Source organism: Pseudomonas extremaustralis, from assembly GCF_900102035.1.
Classification (GTDB): Bacteria; Pseudomonadota; Gammaproteobacteria; order Pseudomonadales; family Pseudomonadaceae; genus Aquipseudomonas; species Aquipseudomonas extremaustralis.
In genome coordinates, this window is sequence record NZ_LT629689.1 from 2,168,063 (window position 1) to 2,185,478 (window position 17,416).

At 65.7% G+C, this 17,416-nt stretch carries 1 protein-coding gene and 1 pseudogene; both read right to left on the reverse strand.

Translation table 11 applies throughout. The features are described 5' to 3' along the window. Positions 1-3 precede the first annotated feature (3 nt). Positions 4-3,330: a non-ribosomal peptide synthetase gene (locus BLR63_RS09980; protein ID WP_010564294.1), complete on the reverse strand. Its 3,327-nt coding sequence runs from the start codon at positions 3,328-3,330 to the stop codon at positions 4-6. A 3-nt stretch (positions 3,331-3,333) separates the two neighbouring features. Further along, positions 3,334-17,363: pseudogene (locus BLR63_RS32185) on the reverse strand (non-ribosomal peptide synthase/polyketide synthase). Positions 17,364-17,416 lie beyond the last annotated feature (53 nt).

The following is a 17,416-nucleotide window of genomic DNA, read 5'->3' on the forward strand; positions in this document are numbered from 1 at the left end:
CCCTCAGGAAATCAATTTATCCAAATCTTCTGCTGATAGACGTTTGAGGGCCTCCAAGGATTTAGCCAATGCGTCCTGCACCGGCGAATTATTTGTCTGCCGGGCCGCCACATAGGCGCTGAAATCAGCCAGAGTCGGGGTGCTGAACATCGACTTCACATCGAACTCGGCATGCAACTGCTCACGCAGGCGCACCACCACCTGGGTGGCCAGCAGGGAATGCCCGCCCAGTTCGAAGAAATTGTCGTCAAGCCCGACCCGCGCGACGCCCAGCACCTCGGCCCAGATCGCCGCGATCTGCTGTTCCAGCGCACTCTGCGGCGCCACGTACGCCCGCGCCTGCAGGCTGGCATCGGGCTTGGGCAGGGCCTTGCGGTCCAGCTTGCCGTTGGGGCTCAGGGGCATCTGTTCCAGCCGTACCCATAGCGCTGGCACCATGTAGTCCGGCAGATGGATCGCCAAGTGGGCGCTGAGGGTTTCACGCCAGTCCTCGCGCTGCTCCTGCAAAACCAGGTAACCCACCAGGTATTGGCCATCGACCGCCAGCACAGCGGCCTCACGAACCAGAGCGTGCTCCAGCAGGCGCGCTTCGATTTCGCCCAGCTCGATCCGCAGGCCACGCAGTTTGACTTGATGGTCGATACGCCCCGCGTATTCGATCACGCCGTCTTCGCGATAGCGCGCCAGGTCGCCGGTGCGGTACAGGCGCTCGCCCTTGACGAACGGATGGGCGATAAAACGCTCGGCAGTCAACGATGGACGGCGATGGTAACCACGCGCCAGGCCGACACCGCCCAGGTACAGCTCGCCGAGCACGCCGAGCGGCACCGGCTCGAAGTTGCTGTCGAGGATGTAGCAACTGAGATTGGCGATCGGACGACCTATCGGCACCGCATCGCGGCCTTCGTCGATGCAGGTCCAATGCGTCACATCAATGGCCGCCTCGGTCGGGCCGTAGAGGTTGTAGAGCCCGGCTTGCGGCAGGTGGGCGAAGACTTGCTGTTGCGCGTCCACCGGTAAGGCTTCGCCGCTGCACACGATGCGTTGCAGGCTCTGACAACTGCCGACTTCCCGGTCTTGAAGGAACGCCTGCAACATCGAGGGCACGAAATGCAGCGTGGTGATCCGTTCGGCCTTGATCAGCGCAATCAACTTGGCCGGATCGCGGTGATCACCCGGCGCGGCAACCACCAGGCGCGCGCCGGTCAGCAGCGGCCAGAAGAACTCCCACACCGACACGTCGAAGCTGAACGGGGTCTTTTGCAGCACGCTATCGCCGGCATTCAGGCCGTAGGCTTCCTGCATCCATTGCAGGCGGTTGAGCAACGCTGCATGACGGTTGCCCGCGCCCTTCGGCTGGCCGGTGGAGCCCGAGGTGTAGATCACGTAGGCAAGGTTTTCGCCGTCCACTGCGACATCCGGGTTTTGCTCGCTGTAGCCGGCAAACGTCGATTCGCCCAGCACTAGGGTTTCCACGCCGGGTGGAACCGGCAGTTGCGCCAGCAGAGGCGCTTGGGTCAGCAGCAGTTTCACGCCGCTGTCGTCGAGCATGTAGGCCAGGCGCTCGCGCGGGTATTCCGGGTCCAGCGGCACGTAGGCGCCGCCAGCCTTGAGCACCGCCAACAACCCCACAACCATGTCGACCGAGCGCTCCACGGCCAGGCCGACCAGCACGTCCGGGCCGACACCGGCTTCGATCAAACGATGGGCCAGGCGGTTGGCGCGGCGGTTCAAGTCGGCATAGTCCAGGCGTTGATTGCCAAATACCAATGCGGGGGCATGCGGCTGTGCTTGCACCTGCTCTTCGATCAACTGATGCACCCAACGCCCTTGCGGGTAGTCGCGCAGGGTGGCATTCCATTGCTCGACCATGTGCCGGCGTTCTTCGGAGGCCAATACTGGCAGGTCCTGCAACGGCCGCGCCGTGTCGGCAACGGCCGCTTGCAACAGGCCCAACCAATGCCGGGTCATGCGCGCGGCCGTCGCGGCGTCGAACAGGTCAGTGGCATAGGTCAAGGAAGCCCACACACCGTCCAAGGTTTCCTGGGTATCCAGGCTCAAGTCGAACTGAGCGGTGCGGGTCTCCCACTCCAGATTGGCCACACGCAGCCCTGGCAGTTGCTGCACCGGCGTCTGGGCCTTCGCCTGGTGGTTGAACATCACCTGGAACAGCGGGTTATGGCTGAGGCTGCGCTCGGGCTGCAGCGCTTCCACCAGGTGTTCGAAGGGCAAATCCTGATGGGCCTGGGCTTGCAGCGCCCGCTGCTTGGTGTGCTGCAGCAACTCGGCAAAGGACATTTGCCCGTCGATATCGGCCTTGAGGACCTGGGTGTTGACGAAGAAGCCGATCAGCGACTCGGTCTCGACGCGATTGCGATTGGCAATCGGCACCCCGACACGGATGTCTTGCTGGCCGCTGTAGCGATACAGAAATAGCTGGAACGATGCCAGCAACAGCATGAACAGGGTGACGCCTTCGCGTTGCGCCAAGGCTTTGAGTTGCGCGACCAGTGCCGGCTCCAGGGCGATATCCTGGCGTGCGCCGAGGAAACGCTGCTGCGCCGGGCGCGGATGATCGAGCGGCAACGCCAATACCGGTTGCGTACCACCGAGCAACGCTTGCCAGTACGCCAGTTGACGCGTCTTCTCCCCCGCTTCCATCCAGCGGCGCTGCCACAGTGCGTAGTCGGCGTACTGGATCGGCAGTGGTGCCAAGGTGCATGCCTGGTCCTGGCTATAGGCGCTGTACAGTTGCATCAGCTCTTGCACCATGACGCCCATGGACCAACCGTCGGAAACGATATGGTGCTGCACCAACACCAACACATGCTCTTCTTCGCTGAGGGCCATGAGGCTGACCCGCAATAATGGACCTTGCTGCAAATCGAACGGCCGGGCGATTTCAGCCTCGACCCGCGCCTTGAGCCGGGCTTCGTCAACCGCGCTTTCGGCGATCTCAATCACACCGTGGGCGAGCAGGTGTTGGGAGCGCTGCTCTTCCTGCAGATCTAAGCGCGTGCGCAGGCTTTCGTGGCGCGCCACCAGCGTGTCGAAGCTGCGTTGCAGGGCAGCCTTGTCCAGCCGCCCGCTCAGACGCAGGGCACCGGGCACGTGATAGGCCGCACTCTCCGGGTCCAACTGCCACAGAAACCACTGGCGCTCCTGAGCGTAGGACAGCGGCAGCGCTTGGCCGTCCTCGCGGATCGAGGCGATCGGCAGTTGGGCGAAGCTCATGCCGCGGCTTTGCAGGCGTTGGTAAAACTGCTGGCGCTGTTCCAGGGGCAGGCGAAGAAAGCGCGAAACCAAGTCGATATTAGGGTTGGAAAGCATGGGTCAAATCGCCTCTAGTTCGCTCAAAAAGTCACGAAGATCGTCGAAATCCTCCGCGCTGCCGGCGCGGAAGGTGGCTGCGGCCTGCACGTAGGCGCGCAGGGTTTCGGTCTGGAACACTTCCACCAGCGGCACTTCCAGGCCCAGTTCGGCCTGGACCCGCGAGGTGATCTGGATCGCCAGCAACGAGTGGCCGCCGACCTCGAAGAAGTTGTCGTTCAGACCCACGCGCGGCAGGCGCAGCACCTCGGCCCAGATCGCGGCGATGTGCTGCTCCAACTCGGTTTCGGCGGCGACGTAGGCCTGTTGCATCAGGCTCGCGTCCGGCTCGGGCAGGCCCTTGCGGTCAAGTTTGCCGTTGGGGGTCAGCGGCATGCGCTCCAGGAACATGAAGTGCGCGGGCACCATGTAGTCCGGCAGATGGGCTTTCAGGGCACGGCGCAGGCTGTCGCGCCACTCGGTTTCGTTGATTGCAGAGGACGCCGGCACCACATAGGCCACCAGTTGCTTGCCGGTCGGGCCGTCCTGGGCCACCACCACGCTTTCGCCGACGTTGTCCTGCTCGCGCAGACGCGCTTCGATCTCGCCCAGTTCGATACGGAAACCGCGGATCTTCACCTGATGGTCGACACGACCCAGGTAATCCACCACCCCATCCGGGCGCCCACGGGTCAGGTCGCCGCTGCGATACACGCGGCTGCCGGGTTGGCCGAACGGGTCGGGGACGAAGCGTTCGGCGGTGAGTGCCGGGCGTTCCAGATAACCGCGCGCTACGCCCTCGCCGCCCAGGTACAGCTCCCCAGCGATGCCGATGGGTTGCAGGTTGAGCTGGGCATCGAGGATATAGCCGCTGCGATTGCCCAGCAGCGTGCCAATCGGTGCATACACGGCGCCGCACGGATCACCCTTGCGCGCCTTCCACAGCAGCGGCGTGACCACGGTTTCGGTCGGGCCGTAGCCGTTGAACAGATAAGTAGGTTTCAGCGCACGCCACGCCAGGTCGTAGCTCGCTTGCGCCACCGCGTCACCGCCAAAGCAATACACCCGCACCTTCGGCGGATTGCCGTCGCGCTCGGCATGCTCGGCCAGTTGTTGCAGATAAACCGGCGGGAACACCGCCATGGTCACGTTGTGGCGATGCATTTGCTGGTAGGTGTATTCCGGCAACCACAGGCTGTCATCGCGGATCAGCACGCTGGCGCCGTTGATCAGTGGGTGCATCCAGCCTTCGTGGGAGCCGTCGAAGGCGAAGGACATGAAGTGCAATTCACAGTCGGCCGGACTGGTTTCGTAGCGCTCCCCGGTGGCGATGATATGCGCCACCAACGGGCCGTGGGCCACCGCCACGCCCTTGGGCATGCCGGTGGAGCCGGAGGTGTAGATCACGTAGGCGAGGTTGTCGCCGTCGAGGTCAACCGAGGGCGCAGTGTCGCTGAAGCGGCTCCAGGTTTCGGTATGGTCGATGGCCAGCGTGTCCAGGCCTTCGGGGATCGGCAGTTTCGGCAACGCACTGGAATGGGTCAGCAGCAGTTGCGCGCGGCTGTCCTGCATCATGTACAGCAGGCGATCACGCGGGTATTCCACATCCAGCGGCACATACACGCCGCCGGCTTTCATCACCGCGAGGAACGCCACCAAGCTCTCGGCACTGCGCGGCATGGCAATCGCCACGCGCACTTCCGCGCCGACGCCACGGGCGATCAACGCGTGGGCCAACTGGTTGGCCTGGCGGTCCAGTTCGCCGTAGGTCAGGGTTTGCGCGTCGAACTTGACTGCGATTGCCTGCGACGTTTCCCGCGCGCGGTCGGCGACCAACTCGTGCACCAGACGCTGGGACGGGAAGCCGGCGTCGGCTTGGTTCCATAGTTGCAGGATGTGCCGCTGCTCCTCCTCGTCCAGCAGGTGCAACTGGCCGATGGTTTGTTGCTGATCAGCAACCATGGCTTGCAACAGGTTCTGCCAGTGGCGGGCCATGCGGGCGATGGTCGAGGCGTCGAACAGGTCGGTGGCGTAGCTCAGGGATGCACGCAGCTGCGTCTGGCTCTCCTCCACGTCCAGCGCCAGGTCGAACTGGGCGACGCCCTCATCCCAACTCAGCACCTCGACGTCGAGGTCGGCCAGGTGTTGCAAATGGCGCTCGGCCGACGTCACGCGGTGGTTGAACAACACCTGGAACAGCGGGCTCAGGCTCATGCTGCGCTCGGGCTGCAAGGCCTCCACCAGTTGCTCGAAGGGCAAGTCCTGATGGGCCTGGGCCTCGAGGCACCGTTGACGCGCCTGGTGCAGCAAATGCTCGACGCTCATCTGCCCGTGGATATCGGCCTTGAGCACCTGGGTATTGACGAAGAAGCCGATCAGCCCTTCGGTTTCCAGGCGATTGCGGTTGGCAATCGGCACGCCGACGCGCACATCTTCCTGGCCGCTGTAGCGATGCAGCAAAGCCTGGTAAGACGCCAGCAACACCATCGGCAACGTCACCCCGGCGCGCTGTGCCAGACGGCGCAAGTCGGCGAGCAGCGGCGCCGGCAGTTCAATCCCCAGGCGTGCGCCGCGATGGCTTGGCAGCGCCGGGCGTTGATAGTCCAAAGGCAATTCCAGCACCGGCTGCACACCGCCCAGTTGCGCGCGCCAGTAGGCAAGTTGGCGCTCTTTTTCACCGGCCTCCATCCAGCCGCGCTGCCACAGGGCATAGTCGGCGTACTGGATCGGCAATGCCGGCAGCTGCGGCGTGCGCCCCTGGCTGAACGCGGCGTAGAGCTGCACCAGTTCCTCGACCATCAGTTGCATCGACCAGCCATCGGAGACGATGTGGTGCTGCACCAGCACCAGCACATGGTCGTCGTCGGCCAGACGCAGCAACGTGACCCGCAGCAACGGCCCGCGCAGCAGATCGAACGGGCGCGCGACCTCGGCCGCGACCTGTGCTTTGAGCCCGGCTGCGTCGTTGTCGAGCTGCTCGACGTCGATCAGGCCCGACTCTTCAATCACTTGCCAGGTGCCGCCGGCGTCCTGGCGCAGATGGGTGCGCAAGCTTTCGTGGCGCGCGAGCAAGGTGTCGAAACTGCGTTGCAACGCGGCCAGGTCCAACCGGCCTTTCAGGCGCAGGGCGCTGGGGATGTGGTACCCGGCGCTATGCGGGTCGAGTTGCCAGAGGAACCATTGGCGTTCCTGGGCATAGGACAGTGGCAAAGGTCGAGTGCGGTCAGCCTTGAGCAGGGTCGGAGCGACCACGCCCTCCTCGCCCAGCGCCGCGACGAAGTCACCCAGCGCCGGGTGTTCGAACAGGGTCTTGAGCGGCACCTCCAGCGCCAGCGACTGGCGGACCCGCGATACCACGCGGGTGGCCAGCAGTGAATGCCCGCCCAGTTCGAAGAAGTGGTCCTCGAGGCCGACCTGGGCCACGTCCAGCACCTCGGCCCAGATCGCGGCGACCTGCTGTTGACGCAAGGTGACGGGGGCGACATGGCCTTTGCGCGACAGGCTGGCGTCCACGGCGGGCAGGGCCTTGCGGTCGAGTTTGCCGTTGGGGGTCAGCGGCAGGCTGTCGAGGCACATCAGGTGCGCCGGCACCATGTAGTCCGGCAGGCGCTGGCGCAAAGCGGCCTGGTAGACCTGCGGCGTGTGTGGCGTCGAGGTCACCAGGTAGGCGATCAAGCGGTCGTTGTCGGCCAGCACCACAGCCTCGCGCACGCCCGGCTGTTGGCGCAGGCAGGCTTCGATTTCGCCCAGTTCGATACGGAAACCGCGAACCTTGACCTGATGGTCGACCCGGCCGATGTATTCCACCACGCCGTGGTCGCGGTAGCGCGCCAGGTCACCGCTGCGGTACAGGCGTTCGCCCGGCGCGCCATAAGGGTTGGGCACAAAGCGTTCGGCGGTGAGGGCCGGCCGCGCATGGTAACCACGCGCCAGGCCGACACCGCCGATCAGCAGCTCACCGGCAGCGCCCAACGGGCATGGGCTGAGCCCGGCATTGAGGATGAACAACGCGGTATTGGCAATCGGCCGCCCGACAAAAGGCTGCGGCGCCAACAGGCGATGGGCCGCCGACCAGATGGTGGTTTCGGTGGGGCCATACAGGTTCCATACCGGGCCTTGCAGGTCGAGCAGGCGCTGGGCCAGGTCAGCCGGCAGCGCTTCGCCGCCGCACAGTGCCTTGATGCCATGCAGCCGCTCGGCACGCGGGCTGTCCAGCAGCATGCGCCAGGTCGAGGGCGTGGCTTGCAGCACGTTGGCGCACTGGCGCTGAGCCAGGTCGATAATCGCCTCCGGGTCGAGGGCCAGAGACTGATCGCTCAGCAGTACGGTGGCGCCAACCGTCAGCGGCACGTATAGCTCCAGGGCAAAGATGTCGAACGAAAAGGTGGTCAGCGACAGCACCCGCGCCTCACCGCCGATGTCCAGGCTGGCGGCCATGCCGCAGGTGAAACTGCACAGCCCGCGGTGGCGCACCATCACGCCCTTGGGCTGGCCGGTGGAGCCGGAGGTGTAGATCACGTAGGCCAGGTGTTCCGCAGTGACATTCACCTGCGGGTTGCGCTCGTCGCCACTGGCGTCATCGACCAGCAGCACTTGCAGGCCTTGGGGTTGCGCCAGTCGGCCGCTAAGCGCTGGCTGGGTCAGCAGCACCCGGGCGCGGCTGTCTTCGAGCATGAACGCCAGGCGCTGCGCCGGGAACTGCGGGTCGAGCGGCACATAGGCGCCGCCGGCCTTGAGGGTGGCCAGCAGAGCGACCGCCATGTCCAGGGAACGCTCCACATGCACCGCCACCAGCACGTCTGGGCCGACACCCGCCGCGAGCAGGCGATGGGCCAGCCGATTGGCGCGGCGGTTGAGTTCGGCGTAGCTCAAGGCGTCGTCGTTGAATTGCACGGCGATGGCATCGGGATGGGCCAGGGCCTGCGCTTCGAACAGCTGATGCACACAGCGCTCGCGGGGGTAATCGAAGGCCGTGTGGTTCCACGCTTCGAGCATCTGCCGGGACTGCGGCGCGCTGAGCAGCGCCAGTTCATCCACGGGCAGGGAGGCATCGCGCACCACGGCGCGCAGCAGGTTCTGCCAATGCTCGGCCAGGCGCTCGATGGTCAGCGGTTCGAACAGGTCGGTGGCGTAGGTCAGCCCGGCCCAAAGGCCATCGGGCGATTCTTCGGTTTCCAGGTTGAGGTCGAACTGGGTGCTGTGGCCGGCCCAATCCACCGGTTGCAGGTCCAGGCCAGGCAATTGCAGCGGGCCGGCACGCAGGTTGTCCTGGTGATTGAACATCACTTGGAACAACGGGTTATGGCTGAGGCTGCGCTCCGGTTGCAGCGCTTCCACCAGTTGCTCGAAGGGCAAGTCCTGATGGGCCTGGGCCTCCACCGCACGTTGCTTGACCTGGGCCAGCAAGCGGTCGAAGCCCATCTGCCCACGCAGCTCGGCCTGCAGCACCTGGGTGTTGACGAAGAAGCCGATCAGCCCCTCGGTTTCCAGGCGATTGCGGTTGGCGATCGGCACCCCGACACGGATCTCGGACTGGCCGCTGTAGCGAAACAGCAAAGTCTGGAACACCGCGAGTAACAGCATGAATAGGGTCACGTCCTGACGCTGGGCGAGGGCCTTGAGTTCAGCGACCAGTGCGGCGTCCAGATGCAGTTGTCGGCGCGCGCCGCGATGGCTTTGCACGGCCGGGCGCGGGTGGTCCAGGGGCAGCTCCAGCAGCGTATGCTCGCTGCCCAGTCGGGCGCACCAGTAATCGAGTTGGCGCCGTTTCTCCCCGGCCGCCATCCACTCGCGCTGCCACACGGCATAGTCGGCGTATTGAAGTGGCAACACTGGCAGCGGCGCACGCCCCTGATACAGGGCCAGCAGTTCGTCGACCATCACCTGCATCGACCCACCATCGGAAATGATGTGGTGCTGGGTGATGACCAGCACGTGGTGTTCGGCGGCAATCTCCAGCAGTTGCACGCGCATCAACGGACCATTGACCAAGTCGAACGGGCGCTGGATCTCCTGCGCCACCGTCGATTCGATCGCTGACGTGTCGACGCACTGGCGGTCGATAACAATCGCCAGCTGGGAGTGGATCACCTGCCAAGCCTGCTCGCCCTCCTCCACAAAGCTGGTGCGCAACGGTTCATGGCGCTGCACCAGGGCGTGGAAGGCCTGTTCCAGCGCGGCAATGTCCAACTGGCCGCGCAGGTGCAGGGCGACGGGGACGTGATAGGCGGCGCTGGTCGGGTCCAGTTGCCAGAGAAACCATTGGCGCTCCTGGGCGAAGGACAACGCCAGCGGCCGGTCGCGCCCCACGGCCCTCAACGCCGGTGCCGTGTCGGCCTGCATGCCGGCGCACGCGGCGGCGAAGGCTTCCAGCGTCGGCTGTTCGAACAGCGCGCGCAATGGCACTTCCAGCTTGAGGTCATGGCGCACGCGGGAGATCACCTGGGTGGCCAACAACGAGTGGCCGCCACGTTCGAAAAAGTGGTCATCGAGCCCCACGCGCTCGACCTGCAACACCGCTTGCCAGATCGCCGCCAACTCCATCGCCAGCGCGCTGTGCGGGGCGCGATAAGCCTGTGGGGGCTGGTTCAGGTCCGGTGCCGGCAGTGCGCGGCGGTCCAGCTTGCCGTTGTTGTTCAGCGGCAAGGCATCGAGCACTACCCACTGGGCCGGCACCATGTAGTCCGGCAACGTACGCTGCAAGGTGGCCGCCAGTGCCTGGGTGTCCAGGCACTGGCCGTCGGCCGGCACCACGTAGGCCACCAATTGCGCACCGCTGGCGCCCGGCTGCGCGATGACCGCCGCTTCGCGCACCTGCGGCACGCCTTGCAGGCTGGCTTCGATTTCGCCGATTTCGATACGGAACCCGCGAATCTTCACCTGATGGTCGATGCGCCCGACGTACTCCAACGCTCCGGCCTGGTTGTAGCGCGCCAGGTCGCCACTGCGGTAGAGCCGCGCACCGGGCACGGCGCAAAACGGGTCGGGCAGGAAGCGTTCGGCGGTCAGCGCCGGACGCTCGAAATAGCCCTGGGCCAGGCCATATTCGGCGCCAATGCACAGTTCGCCGACGCCCTCGGTGGCCAGCAGTTCGAACCCACTGTCGAGCACATACAGCGAACGACCTTCAATGGCCTGGCCAATGGGCACGCCGAACGCGTCACTGGCATCCGCCAGCTGGCAGTCGTGCACGCTGGACACCACCGTGGCCTCGGTCGGCCCATAGGTGTTGACCAGCCGCACATGGCCCAGGCCAGCAGCATGCCAGGCGCGCAGGCCTTCCACCGACATGGCCTCGCCGCCCACATGCACCTGGCGCAGATGGCCCAGGGTGCGGCGGTCGATTACACATTCCTGGGCCAGCAGGTACCAGTACGCCGCCGGCAAGTCGGCGAGGGTCACGCCCTGCTCGACGATTTCCCGCGCCAGTTGCCCGGCGTCCCACAGCTCATCGCCACGCATGATCAACGCAGCGCCCACACACAACGGCGGGTAGCACTGCTCGACAAAGCCGTCGAAGCTGAACGTGGCGAATTGCAGCACCCGGTCCGCTGCATCCAGCCGGCTGTAGACCTCGGCGCTGTCGCAGAACTGACCGAGGGCAGCGTGATCGATGGCCACACCCTTGGGTTGGCCGGTGGAGCCGGAGGTGTAGATCACATAGGCGAGGTCGGCGGCGGATACATGGCTGGGTGGATTGGCGCTCGGGTAAGCGGCCAACTCAGCGCCGGCTGCGCTGAAGTCCACACGGACCAGGCCTTGGGGCAGCGGCAGGTCGGCCAGCAGCCCGGTTTCGCTGAGCAGCAGGTCCACACGGCTGTCCGCCAACAGGTAAGCCAGGCGTTCGTTGGGGTATTTCGGGTCCAGCGGCACATAGGCGGCGCCGCTTTTCAGCACCGCCAGCAGGCTGACGATCAACTGCGGGCCGCGCCGGCAGGCCAGCCCCACGCGCTGCCCAGCCCCTACGCCCAGCGCCAGCAGGCGATGGGCCAGGCGGTTAGCGTGGTCGTTGAGCTGGGCATAGCTCAGGCACGCTTCGCCGGCCTGCACCGCCAATGCATCCGGGGTGGCGGCGGCCTGGGCGGCGATGCGTTGATGCACGTGCAGCTCATGCGGGGCTGCGGCGGGCGATTGGCCGAGGGCGAGCATATTGCGCTGCGCGGTGGGGTCGAGCAGGCGCAGGTTACCGAGGGGCGCCTGGGCATCGGCGAGCAGTTGCACCAGCAAGTGCTGCAGGTTGGCGCTCAACCGCGCGACCTGATCGGCACTGAACCGCGCGCGGTCGTAGCTCCATTCCAGGCGCAGGCTGGCCCCCAGTTCGATCCCCAGGGTCAGCGGGTAATGGGTGCGTTCATGGTTGTGCAGCCGGCCGAAGGTCAGGCCTGCGGGCGCACCTTGCTTGAGGGCTTCGGCCACCGGGAAGTTTTCGAAGACCAGCAAGGTGTCGAACAACGCCCCTTGCTGGCCGGCCCAGCCCTGGATGTCGTAGAGCGGCACATGTTCGTGATCGCGCAGGCTCAGGTTCAGCGCTTGCAGGTCGCTGAGCCAACGGGCGGCCGATTGGGCCGGCGCGGCCACGCTGACGATCGGCAAAGTGTTGATAAACAGCCCCAGTTGCTGCTCGATCCCCGGCAACGGCGCCGAACGCCCGGCGACGGTGGCACCGAACGCCACGCAATCCTGGCCGGTGTAGCGTTGCAGCAACAGGCTCCAGGCGCCTTGCAGCAAGGTGTTGAGGGTGATTTTCTGGCGGCGGGCAAATTCGCCGAGGGCTTGGGTGAAGTCACTATCGAGCACGACGTGATGCTCGGCCATCCCCGCACCGTGAGCCGGTACGCGCAGTGCCTGCGCCAGTAAGGTGGGCGCTTGCAATGGCGCCAGCGCAGCTTTCCAGAAGGCTTCGCCCGACCCTTGCCGTTGCAGCCAACCCAGGTAGTCGCGGAACTGTCCCAGGGGGCCGGCACCTGATGGCCGGCATAGTGGGCGATGACTTCGCCGAGCAACTGGGCGTTGCTCCAGCCATCCATCAGGATGTGGTGGCTGGTGAAAATCAAGTGCCAGGTCGCGCCGGCACCGCGCACCAGCAGCAGGCGAAACAACGGCGCCGCGTCAAGCGCGAAGCCCTTGTCGCGCTCGGCAGTGGCGAGGGCCTCGACGTCGGCGTCGAGGGTTTCAATCACGTGCAACGGCAAGTCGACCTGCCGCTCGATCAACTGATGGGCGCTGTCCAGGCCCAGCCAGTGGAAGCTGCTGCGCAGGATGTCATGGCGGTCCAGCGCGGCCTGCCAGGCGCGAGCGAACGCCAATCGATCGAGGCCGTCGATGTCCAGGCGCAACTGGTTGATATAGGCCTGGGCCTCGGGCTCGTAGAGGCTGTGGAACAGCATGCCCTGCTGCATCGGCGACAGCGGGTAGAGGTCGGCAATCGCCGGTCCCGCCACGGGCAGCCAGTCCAACTGGCGCTGGGTCACACGCGCCAGCGGGAAGTCCGACGGGGTCACCTGCCCTGCCGGCGTGGCACAGCAATGCTCAATCAACGCCTCGAGTTCCGCCCCATAGTCATCCGCCAGGCGCTGGATCGTCGCCGCCTCGAACATCTCACGGCTGAAGCCCCACTGCAGGGTCAATTCGCCGCCGTACACCTGCCCTTCCAGCGTCAGCCAGTTGGCCAGCGGCGCTTCGCGGTCCTGGGCCTGGCCGCTGCCGCCGGTGGCGGGCACGAACAGTGCCGATTCGTTGAACTGGCGGTCGAACTGGCCCAGGTAGTTGAAGGTGATGCGCGGCGCGGCAAGGCGCGACAGGGCTTCACGGGCGTCCGGTGTGCCGAGGTAACGCAACAGGCCGTAGCCGATGCCTTTATCGGGCACGTCACGCAACTGTTCCTTGACCGCCTTGATCCCATCCGCCAGCTCGCCATCGGCCCGCAGGCGCAGCGGGAACAGGCTGGTGAACCAACCGACGGTGCGGCTCAGGTCGACGCCGTCGAACAGCTCTTCACGGCCATGGCCTTCCAGTTGGATCAGCGCCGCCGGTTGGCCGCTCCAGCGGCAGATCACCCGCGCCAATGCGGTCAGCAGCAGGTCGTTGACCTGGGTGCGATAGGCCGCCGGGGCGTCTTGCAGCAGTTGGCGGGTGAGTTCGGCGTCCAGGCGGGTTTCCAGCTTGGCGCCCAGGCGGTTTTGCAGGCCGCCTTGCGGGTTGTCACAGGGCAAGTCGGCATCGACCGTCTGCGCCTGCCAGTACGGCAGTTGCGCGTCGAGGGTCTGGGCATGGGCCTGCAACTGTCTGGCCCACACTTGGTAGGCGCAGGTCTTGGCCGGCAGCGGCGCGGCGCCGTAGGCCTGTTGCAGGTCTTCAAGCAGGATGCGCCAGGACACGCCGTCCACCACCAGGTGATGGACCACCAGCAACAGGCGCTGGGTGCCGTCCGCCATGTTCACCAGAGCGGCGCGCAACAGCGGGCCTTGTTCAAGATCGAGGCTGCGCTGGGCTTTATCACAGAGCGCGGTCAGTTCGGTGTCGTCGGCCGCGTGGGCTTGCCATAGTCCGGGCGCGGTGATCGGCGCGGCATGGGTTTGTTGCCAGCCGTCGGCCTGCTCGACAAAACGCAGGCGCAGGGCGTCGTGGTGATTGATCACCTGGGTCAAGGCCGCTTCGAGACGCGCAGGTTCCAGGGCTTCACGGGGGGTCAGCAGCAACGACTGGTTCCAATGCGCGCGTGCCGGAATGGCCTGGGCGAAAAAACCCCGCTGCACCGGGGTCAGCAGCACTTCACCGCTGACCGGGCCCTGGTCGATGGCCGCGGCCTGCTCGAAGGTCGCCACCAGCGCCAGGCTGCGCACGCTCTGGTACTGGAACAGGTCGCGCGGGCTGAGGCGCAGCCCCGCCTGACGCGCACGGCTGACCACCTGGATGGAGATGATCGAATCGCCGCCCAGCTCGAAAAAATTGTCATCCAGGCCGACCTGCGGGATGCCGAGCACATCGCTCCAGATCGCGGCCAGCGCCTGTTGCGCGGGGGTTTGCGGCGCGCTGTAGGCCTGCTGCGCGGCGGCGTCCGGCACGGGCAGGGCCTTGCGGTCCAGCTTGCCGTTGGCGGTCACCGGCAACCTGTCCAGGTAGAGCATGTGGGTGGGCACCATGTACTCCGGCAGGCTACCGAGCAGCCACGCCTTGAGGTCGGTGGGCGCTTCATCCTGCGGCACCAGATAGGCCACCAATTGCTTGCCGCCCTGCACCAGCACCACCGCCTCACGCACACCGGGATGTTGCAACAGGCGCGTCTCGATTTCGCCCAGCTCGATGCGCAGGCCGCGCAGCTTGACCTGATGATCGAGACGGCCAAGGTACTCGATCACGCCGTCAGCCCGCTGGCGCACGCGGTCGCCGGTGCGGTACAGGCGCACGCCGTCCGCGAACGGGCTGGGCACGAAACGTTCGGCGGTCAGGGCCGCACGCCGGTGGTAACTGCGCGCCAGGCCGCTGCCGCCCAGGTAGAGTTCGCCGGCCACGCCGGCCGGCACCGGGTTGAGCTGGGCGTCGAGCACGTAGGTGTGCAGGTTGGCGATCGGGCGGCCGATGGGCACGCTGTCGGCGCCTTCGTCGATACAGGTCCAGTGGGTCACGTCGATAGCCGCTTCGGTCGGGCCATAGAGGTTGAACAGAGCGGCCTGTGGCAGCTTGGTGAACACTTGGACCTGCGCATCCAACGGCAGGGCTTCGCCGCTGCACACGATGCGCTTGAGACTGGTGCACGCCTGCACGCCTGGCTCATGGATAAACGCCTGGAGCATCGACGGCACGAAATGCACGGTAGTGATCCCGTGACGCTCGATGGTCTCGATCAGGCGCGCCGGCTCGCGGTGTTCGCCAGGGGCCGCGACCACCAGGCGCGCGCCGGTCATCAACGGCCAGAAGAACTCCCACACCGACACGTCGAAGCTGAACGGGGTTTTCTGTAGCACCCCATCGCGGGCCTCCAGCGTGTAGGCCTGTTGCATCCAGCACAGGCGGTTGACCAGCGCGCGATGGCTGTTACCGGCGCCCTTGGGTTGGCCGGTGGAGCCGGAGGTGTAGATCACGTACGCAAGGTTCAGCCCGTGGACTGCCACGGCGGGCGCTTCGCGACTGTAGCCGTCGAGCCACCGCGCGGGCGGGTCGAGGGCAATCACGCGGATACCGGCGGCAGGCAGAGACGGCAGCAGGCTTTGCTGGCTGAGCAGCAGTTGGATGCCGCTGTCTTCAATCATGTAGGCCAAACGATCCTGGGGATACTCAGGGTCGAGGGGGACGTAGGCACCGCCGGCCTTGAGAATCCCCAGCAGGCCGACCACCATTTCGATGGAACGCTCGAGGCAAAGACCCACCAGGGCATCGGGGCCAACTCCCTGCTCGCGCAAGGCATGGGCCAGCTGATTGGCGCGGGCGTCGAGCTGGGCATAGGTCAGCGTGATCGCGCCGAACACCAGCGCCGGCGCATCCGGCGTGGCGCGCACCTGGTCTTCGATCAACTGATGAATGCCGCGCTCGGTCGGATAGGCCTGCGCGGTCTGATTCCAGGCGCTGACCAGAACCTGCTGCTCATCGGCGGCGAGCATCGGCAACTCACCGATACGCTGTTCGCCATCGGCGACCATGGCCTGCAACAGGCTGATCCAGTGCCGGGCCATGCGCGCGATGGACGGCGCGTCAAACAGGTCGTTGGCGTAGGTCAGCGCGGCCTGCAGGGTGCCGGATTGTTCGTAGGTGTCGAGGGTCAGGTCGAACTGGGTGGTGCGGCCCTGCCACTCCACCGCCGCCAGTTCCAGGCCGGAGGCGGTGCGGATCGAGGCAATGTCGGCCACCACCGGCTGATGGTTGTACATCACCTGGAACAACGGCGTATGGCTCAGGCTGCGCTCGACGTTCAGCGCTTCCACCAGGCGCTCGAAGGGCAAGTCCTGGTGGGCCTGGGCGCCCAGGGCATGTTCCTTGATGGCGCGCAGCAACTCACTGACGCGGGTTTGCCCGGTCAGTTCGGTGCGCAGCACTTGGGTGTTGACGAAGAAACCGATCAGCCCTTCGACTTCGGTGCGGTTGCGGTTGGCGATGGGCACGCCGACGCGGATATCGCCCTGGCCGGTGTAGCGATGCAACAGCACATTGAAGGCACCGAGCAGCAGCATGAACAGCGTGACGTTGTGTGCTTGCGCGCAACTGCGCAGTTGCGCGGCCAGATCCGGATCGATCGCGAAGGTGTGACGCGTGCCCCTGTAGCTGGGCGTGGCCGGACGTGGGCGGTCAGTGGGCAGTTCCAGCAGCGGGTGCTCATCGCCCAGGCGCGCTTGCCAGTATTCCAACTGACGCGCCTGCTCCCCGGCTTCCAGCCAGCGACGCTGCCACAGGGCGTAGTCGCTGTACTGGATCGGCAACGCCGGCAGTTGCGGCGTTTCGTTGCGGTCGTGGGCGTCGTAGAAACGGATGAATTCGTCGATCAAAACGTTCATCGACCAGCCATCAGAGACGATGTGGTGCAGGGTCAGCAGCAGCACGTGTTCCTGCGCGTCGAGCTTCAACAACTGCACGCGCAGCAGCGGGCCGTGCTCCAGGTCGAACGGCAACAGTGACTGGCGGGTGGCCGCATCATTGACGGCCTGCTCGCGCTCGGCGGGCGCCAGGTCGCTCAGGTCGCGTTGCTCGACTGCCAGCGCCGGCGGTGCCGCCACCTGCGCCAGACGCTCGTCGGCCTGGCGCTGGAACACCGTGCGCAGGGTCTCGTGACGCGCCACCAGACTGGCGAACGCCTGCTGCATCGCGCCAAGGTTCAGCGCGCCCTTGAGCCGCACGGCGCCGGGCAGGTTGTAGGCGCCGCTGGACGGGTCCAACTGCCAGAGAAACCACATGCGTTGCTGGGCGTAGGACAGCGCATCGCGGTCCTCCGCATCCACCCCGGCCGGAATCGGAAAACGTGAAAAATCCACCCCTTCCTTCTGCAACGCCTGGAGGAACAGCTGGCGTTTTTCCAGGGGCAACCCGATAAACCGGCGAGCAAGTTTCAAGGAGTCTTCAGCATTCATTTCTTGGAGTCCGGAGCAGTAGGCGGGAAGCACAAAGGCACGTCGTCCCTATG

What these genes read in the sequence shown, in the direction of transcription:
- BLR63_RS09980 (WP_010564294.1), bottom strand. Translation starts at nt 3,330, where the DNA reads ATGCTTTCCAACCCTAATATCGACTTGGTTTCGCGCTTTCTTCGCCTG.